General features: G+C 42.0%; 6 protein-coding genes and 1 pseudogene. All 7 read left to right on the top strand.

What is annotated here, in order from left to right; all coding sequences use genetic code 11:
* The first annotated feature begins 151 nt into the window (after positions 1-151).
* The 7 genes and pseudogenes from LZZ85_RS28185 to LZZ85_RS28155 all read left to right on the top strand — a co-directional run bounded on the left by LZZ85_RS28185 (position 152) and on the right by LZZ85_RS28155 (position 5,764).
* Complete coding sequence (locus tag LZZ85_RS28185) at positions 152-1,273, top strand: RHS repeat domain-containing protein (protein WP_237877479.1); 1,122 nt, start codon at positions 152-154, stop codon at positions 1,271-1,273.
* Entirely contained in the window at positions 1,273-1,833 is a 561-nt protein-coding gene (locus LZZ85_RS28180) for a hypothetical protein (RefSeq protein ID WP_237877477.1), read from the top strand. Before LZZ85_RS28185 ends, LZZ85_RS28180 begins: the two co-directional genes overlap by 1 nt.
* Positions 1,834-2,977: 1,144 nt before the next feature.
* Positions 2,978-3,667: pseudogene (locus LZZ85_RS28175) on the top strand (RHS repeat domain-containing protein); the annotation flags it as partial.
* 254 nt (positions 3,668-3,921) lie between these two features.
* Positions 3,922-4,476, top strand: coding sequence for a hypothetical protein (locus tag LZZ85_RS28170; RefSeq protein WP_237877473.1), 555 nt, complete (start codon positions 3,922-3,924; stop codon positions 4,474-4,476).
* Positions 4,477-4,488: 12 nt separating this feature from the next.
* Complete coding sequence (locus LZZ85_RS28165) at positions 4,489-4,842, top strand: RHS repeat domain-containing protein (protein ID WP_255724388.1); 354 nt, start codon at positions 4,489-4,491, stop codon at positions 4,840-4,842.
* Entirely contained in the window at positions 4,829-5,095 is a 267-nt protein-coding gene (locus LZZ85_RS28160) for a hypothetical protein (protein ID WP_237877469.1), read from the top strand. The genes LZZ85_RS28165 and LZZ85_RS28160 overlap by 14 nt, the downstream gene beginning before the upstream one ends.
* A complete protein-coding gene (locus LZZ85_RS28155; RefSeq protein WP_237877467.1) occupies positions 5,096-5,764 on the top strand; it encodes a hypothetical protein in 669 nt (222 codons plus the stop codon).
* The last annotated feature ends 93 nt before the right edge of the window (positions 5,765-5,857 follow it).

Here is a 5,857-nt window from a genome sequence, read left to right as displayed (position 1 = left end):
CTTCCTGGCTACGCAACCGGGCGTGTCCGGCAAACCAAAGGCGTATTTGAACTGGGTCTTGTTTGATGAGCAGTTTAAGTTTGTGGGGAGTTCGAGTTAGGCGGAGCCGGTGGAAAGCAGTGGTGTGGTGAAGGAACTTAACAAAACCGGTATGCCGGTAAATAAGAACGGATATTTGTATATTGTAGCCAGCCCCGGGCAATGCCCCGGGGTGAGTAATGAGACGAACAGTGATGTGTTCTTTGATAATTTACAGGTGACGCATGTGCGGGGGAGTTTGTTGGAGGAGAGTCATTATTATCCGTTTGGGTTGACGATGGCGGGGATATCGTCGAAGGCGTTAACGTTCGGAGAGCCTGGAAATAAATACAAGTATAACGGCATAGAGTTAGGTACTGAACTTGATATTTACGAAGCGTTTTATCGAAACCTTGATCCTCAAACAGGCAGATGGTGGCAGATAGATCCGAAGACGGAGAATATGGAGATGTGGTCACCCTACGCTTCCAACTATGATAATCCAATTTTTTATAGCGATAAACTCGGCGATGAAGGCCAGGCATGTTGTCAATGGCTTGTAGATGCAAAAAACTGGATTGCGGATAAGGGTAAGGAGGTTGGGAATTATGTTATAGGCTTAGCTACAGGGACAGCCGTTGCTATAGTTGACAATACAACTGGTTCTAATCTTCGGGGGCAATTGGCACCTTCGTATGAAGGGCAGGGCTCGGCTGCGATTGGATGGAATACGGGACTTAATACCGGAGACTTAGCATCGGTTGCTATAGGTGCTGTAGAAACAACTGTAGGAGGAGGGATGGCTGGAGGCGGAACGTTAGCAACAGTAGGAAGCGGTGGAGTAAGTGCGCCTGCTTCAGTACCAGTAGCTGCAACCGGTGTGGCTGTGGCGACTCATGGTATTTTTACAGCGGGTAATGCGGCAGACAATTTTGCTAATCAGAATGGAAGAGTTAATACATCTGGTAATAATCCTTATGGTTCTAAAGGGAAGCCTGATCATCAGCAGAAAGTAAGTGACCTCCAGAAAAAGGCTCAGAGCGAAGCTAAAGCCGGGGAAACAGTTGTTACTGAACGTAAAATAAATAATAGTAATTCCAACCGGAGACCTGATGTTCAAATTGTTGATCAAAATGGTCAAACGCGCAAGGTGTTTGAAGCAGAACGCAAGCCTCAGAGCCAAAGGAACGTTAAACGGGAGGCTGAATATAAACAATTAGGTCTTCAGCAGGAGACCCATAAAGTTGGACCCTAATGTCACAGATAGATTTCTTTGTATGTAATTCAGAAAGAAGAGACTTGCTTTCACTATGTTTGGGAAACGGGCTAACCCTTATTCCTGATATGCATTATCAGGATAATAGTTATATGAGTATAAAAGATTTTGACGGCCTAGAATTATATAACGATAACTCACCAAAGTTTTATTTGACTTCGCAGAAATTTACATTCTATCCATTTAAAATCGACTCTGTAATTAACAGTGGTCGTCTGATTTACTATATCGTACAACGTCAGGGGGGGCCTTATATTGATTTTTTTACCCCTGTTCTTGGAGAAGTTAATAATAATATTATCGGGCCAGGGTTTGTTGGGATTTTTCCATTTTATTATAATGGGCTACAAAAAATTCATCCTAATCAGGAATTTATTAAGGCTTATAAAGAGCTTGTTATAGCTATAAAAAAGATAAGCGTTAAAGTGACTTTGGGTCGTAGAACATTTTGGATAGGTAAAGAAACTGTTGATTTAGTAAAGCGAGGTAAAGTGAGGCTTTTGCCAATTTCTGGAGTAGATATAGCTACTTTAATTTAGCTAGCTTATTTCGAATTAGTCTATAACATAATTGTAAAGTAAAAAGCCCGGCGCGTAGCCGGGCTTTTTATATTTATAGCGTTCCCTGCATTTTTAATTTAGCGATGAATGAGATGGATATCAAAGTTGGAAATAAATATTTGGCCGAACATATCGAAACCCTAAATAGTGTGGAGCTAAGAGAGATGATCAAAAGTAATGACAGTTAGAGGTTGAAAGTAGTTGTAGTCGAACTACAAATGCTGCACCGATCCTATATCAGTTGCCTTCGACAGGAAATAAGGTGTTCGGTCTCGGTCGGCAAGCAAGTCTTGCGCCAGCCCAGTGCCAGGCCACGTAGTTTTTATTAAGAATGTTGCCGCGGCCTGGCACCGCCCTCCGCTACGCTGCGCAGGCTGTCACAGGTCTTGCGTTGCTTTCCTCGCCTTCACTCCGGCCGCGCCTCTGTCTGCAGCGCCATCCCCCGCTTAGTGTTCTTAGGTTGAACGTTCATTAAGTCTGGCGGGGGCTGTGGCTGCATCCAGGCGGCCTCCTCCGCGCGACCGCCACCTGCCGGCGTCGGCAGCCTTTAGCATCTTATACGCCTCCGCTACGCTACGGCTCATGAATAAGGTGCCAGGGGCCTCTGGCTGCAATCGGCCTCGTTCCTGGGCCTTCTCTTGCAGCGCTGCCTTCCGCATGGCGGGTGGTGGCGACGGCCAGCCTTCCTTCTCTACGCTGCGGTCGTCGTGCCTCCTCCCTTGCTTCGTTCATGCAGGCTGTCCCCGCCAATAGCGGGGCGGGCTCTGCCAACTTACAGCAGGAACAATCATAATCCATCGCCAAACCTGCCGCAGCCGCCGGAACAATCATTCAGCTTGTTATTGAACTCTGGCGGCTTTGGCTTGCAAAAAAAACTTATTCGATTGCCCCGGGAATTATCGTTCTGATCGATAGCTCAAGCGGGCAATCAACTAAGTTTTTTCGCCGTCGTGCACCCCGCGAACAGACGGCATGAGATACAGCAATGACTTCACTTTTTTCTTTCAATTGAAAATAAAAGCTATTACTTTTAGGGCTGTAGCAGTTCTTTGAGACAACACCCAAACCGGTTCCCCAAAAATGAAAGGGGAGTTAAAAATGGGTTGGAGATTATTATCCGTTCGGGCTTACTATGGCGGGGATATCCAGCAAAGCATTATTGTTCGGAGGGTCTGAGAATAAATACAAGTTCGGAGGAAAGGAGCTCAACAATAAAGAGTTCAGTGACGGCGCAGGACTGGAAACTTACGACTTCGGTGCAAGAAACTATGATCCGCAGATTGGTAGATGGCATGTAATAGACCCGCTGAGTGAAAAGATGCGGCGGTTTTCCCCTTATAATTATGCATTCGACAATCCCATCAGATTTATCGATCCTGATGGAATGGCGCCATCGGACATTATTATTGAAGGGTCTGAAAAATTTAGAACCAAAACATTTAATCAGTTGCAACAGTTAAGCAGTACGCCGCTTGTCATGTTAAAAAATGGGCAAGTGATTGAGGCTTCTAAAACTAAAACGATGCCTAGAGAATATATTCAAATGTCGGGTACTGTGGAGAACTTTGGTGGGGGAAACATGCCTTTGCCCAAATCTAAATCGACCTCCATTATCGCGTCGTTAATCAATGATAATAATGACGTTTTTATTAAAGAAGCTGGGGTTGGCAAATTTTCGGAAGTTGGAGATAAACGATATCGGGGGAAACCCTACCAAATGACAATGCGACAGCTGTCCATGATCTTAAAGCTGCGACGGATGCAAATGGTAGTGGATCTGGGAGTGATATTGCATATAATCCAGATAAACTAGGTGAAAACATCCGAAATGAAGATGGTACTACTGGTCGCCCTCCACAGATAGGTCTTATACACGAATTATCACATGCATTTTTAAATAGTTTAGGACGCAAGAATTCCTTCATCGCAACTTTCACTAATGATCCTGATACAAAATTTAAAGGAATTATTAGTATGGAGGAAATAGACGTAAGAACAAATTATGAAAACCCAGCTAGAAAAGAACAATTTATAAAGCCAAGAGCTACTAACTTTTAACTAAAGGAAATGATTATTCTATATCGTATTTTTATTGTTTGCTTTTCGGTATGCATATTTTTCACAACTAGTGTATGTGGGCAGGAAAATCAGATTGTGTTGACTAGCTGGACTGCAAAAACGATATGTGATCTAGAGTCGAAGAAAAATAGAACCAAAGATTCTTTTCTGATAGATCAGATGTCTAGGCGTCAGATGTTCATAGTAAACCAAAATGGCGAACCTTCATTCAGATTTTGCTCTGTTGAGTTGTTTAAGCAGCTAAGGCTTGAGTGTATAGAATTTGTAATCGAAGAGTTTATGTCTGGAGAGCAATTTTCTTATAACGTTTATGTTTTTACAAATACAGACAGTGTCTTTAGCTATTCATATAATAAGGGTTTAAGGTTGGAAAAGCAAGTAAAAAGGAGTAGCAAAAATTTTTCTGGAGATTCTAATCCTGAGCTTTTTTCGGCGGATCATTTTTTTATTTCGACGAAGTTTAGAAAGGGAAATATAGAAAGTGTGGATGCTGATTTTTATTTAATCAATGAACTAGATTATCTGCGCAAGTTGACTAATTAATGTCAAGTTTCATTGGAGGAGAGTCATTATTATCCGTTTGGGTTGGTGATGGCGGGGATATCCAGCAAGGCATTATTGTTCGGAGGGCCTGAGAATAAATACAAGTTTAATGGCATCGAACAGAATAATGATTTTAGCCTTTACATGTATGATGCCTTTTACAGAAATCTCGACCCACAGATCGGGAGATTCTGGCAGCTTGACCCTAAGCCAAGCGACTCAATAAGCTTGTATGCTTTTGTTTTTAATAATCCCATTAAGTATTCTGATCCTTTAGGTGATACTATCGGTATTTCGCTTCTTAACTCTGGCTACGAAAAGCCAGCTATAAGAGCAAGCGAAAAAAGGACTCTTGCAAAAAACTAAGAACAACGGAGTTTTCGAGGTCGCATCAAATGGACATTCGGGAGCGATAGCTTACGTTGCTGACAATGGAAATGAACTTCAAGCTAGTACTCCCGGGGAGTTCAAAAAAATAATGTCCAAAAAACCGGAGTGGAATAAAGCATTAGCAAATGGGGGTGTAAAAACCTTGATCTTATTAGGCTGTAATACTGCATCGGAGGAATATATTACTCAGGATGGAAGGAAAATAACACGGCCTGATACGTTTGCCTAGATGATTTCAAAAGAATTTCCCAAAATAGAGGTCGTTGCTGCAGATGGGTATGTTATCCACGGATATAAAAATGGAGAAGCCCATGTTCTCGGTGTCAGCAATCATAAGAATGATGTCGGGTTTATTACATTAAAAGAAACGTGCAGGTTTCAAAAACACCAATACCTGTGCAGTTCAATGGGCAGAAAATCAAACAAGATGAAAAATAAATTAATTACATTGGCTTTGATCAGTCTTCTAATATGCCAACTATCTTCCTGTGAAGAAAAGAGTGCATTGTCCGCCGAGACCGTGAAGGCGGACGATTCATTTCCCAAAATAGACACGATGTATGAAGTGCTAGATCGAGCTTTAGAGAAAGGCGATAAAAAAGCATATAATAAAGTCTCGAATTATTTCTTCATGAGGGATAAATATGAAGATTTTTTATATGCAGCCATAATCATGGCGAATAAATACCAAAGTCCGGAAGCACATTTGGATGTCTATAAAATATTAAATGGAACTCGCTCCCAGGGAAAGCTCTCTAATTTGGATTCGAATTCAAAGAGATTGGCTGTTTATTATTTGCTCAGATCCTACGAACTTGGATTAGACAATTCCAAAATTATAGTTAATCAACTATTTAAAGATAGTGTTGCCTTCCCAAAATCAGGACAGTATCGATGAAAGAACATGGATGGGATCATAGTGGTAAAGTAGCTGGTGGCAAAGGTGGGGGGGAATTGATTTATATAAAGATAAAGAATGGTGTTAACGGAA

The sequence above is a fragment of the Terrimonas ginsenosidimutans genome (genome assembly GCF_022012415.1).
Taxonomy (GTDB): Bacteria; Bacteroidota; Bacteroidia; order Chitinophagales; family Chitinophagaceae; genus Terrimonas_A; species Terrimonas_A ginsenosidimutans.
Note: the sequence above shows the minus strand (reverse complement) of the source record. Positions and strands in the feature narration are given on the sequence as shown.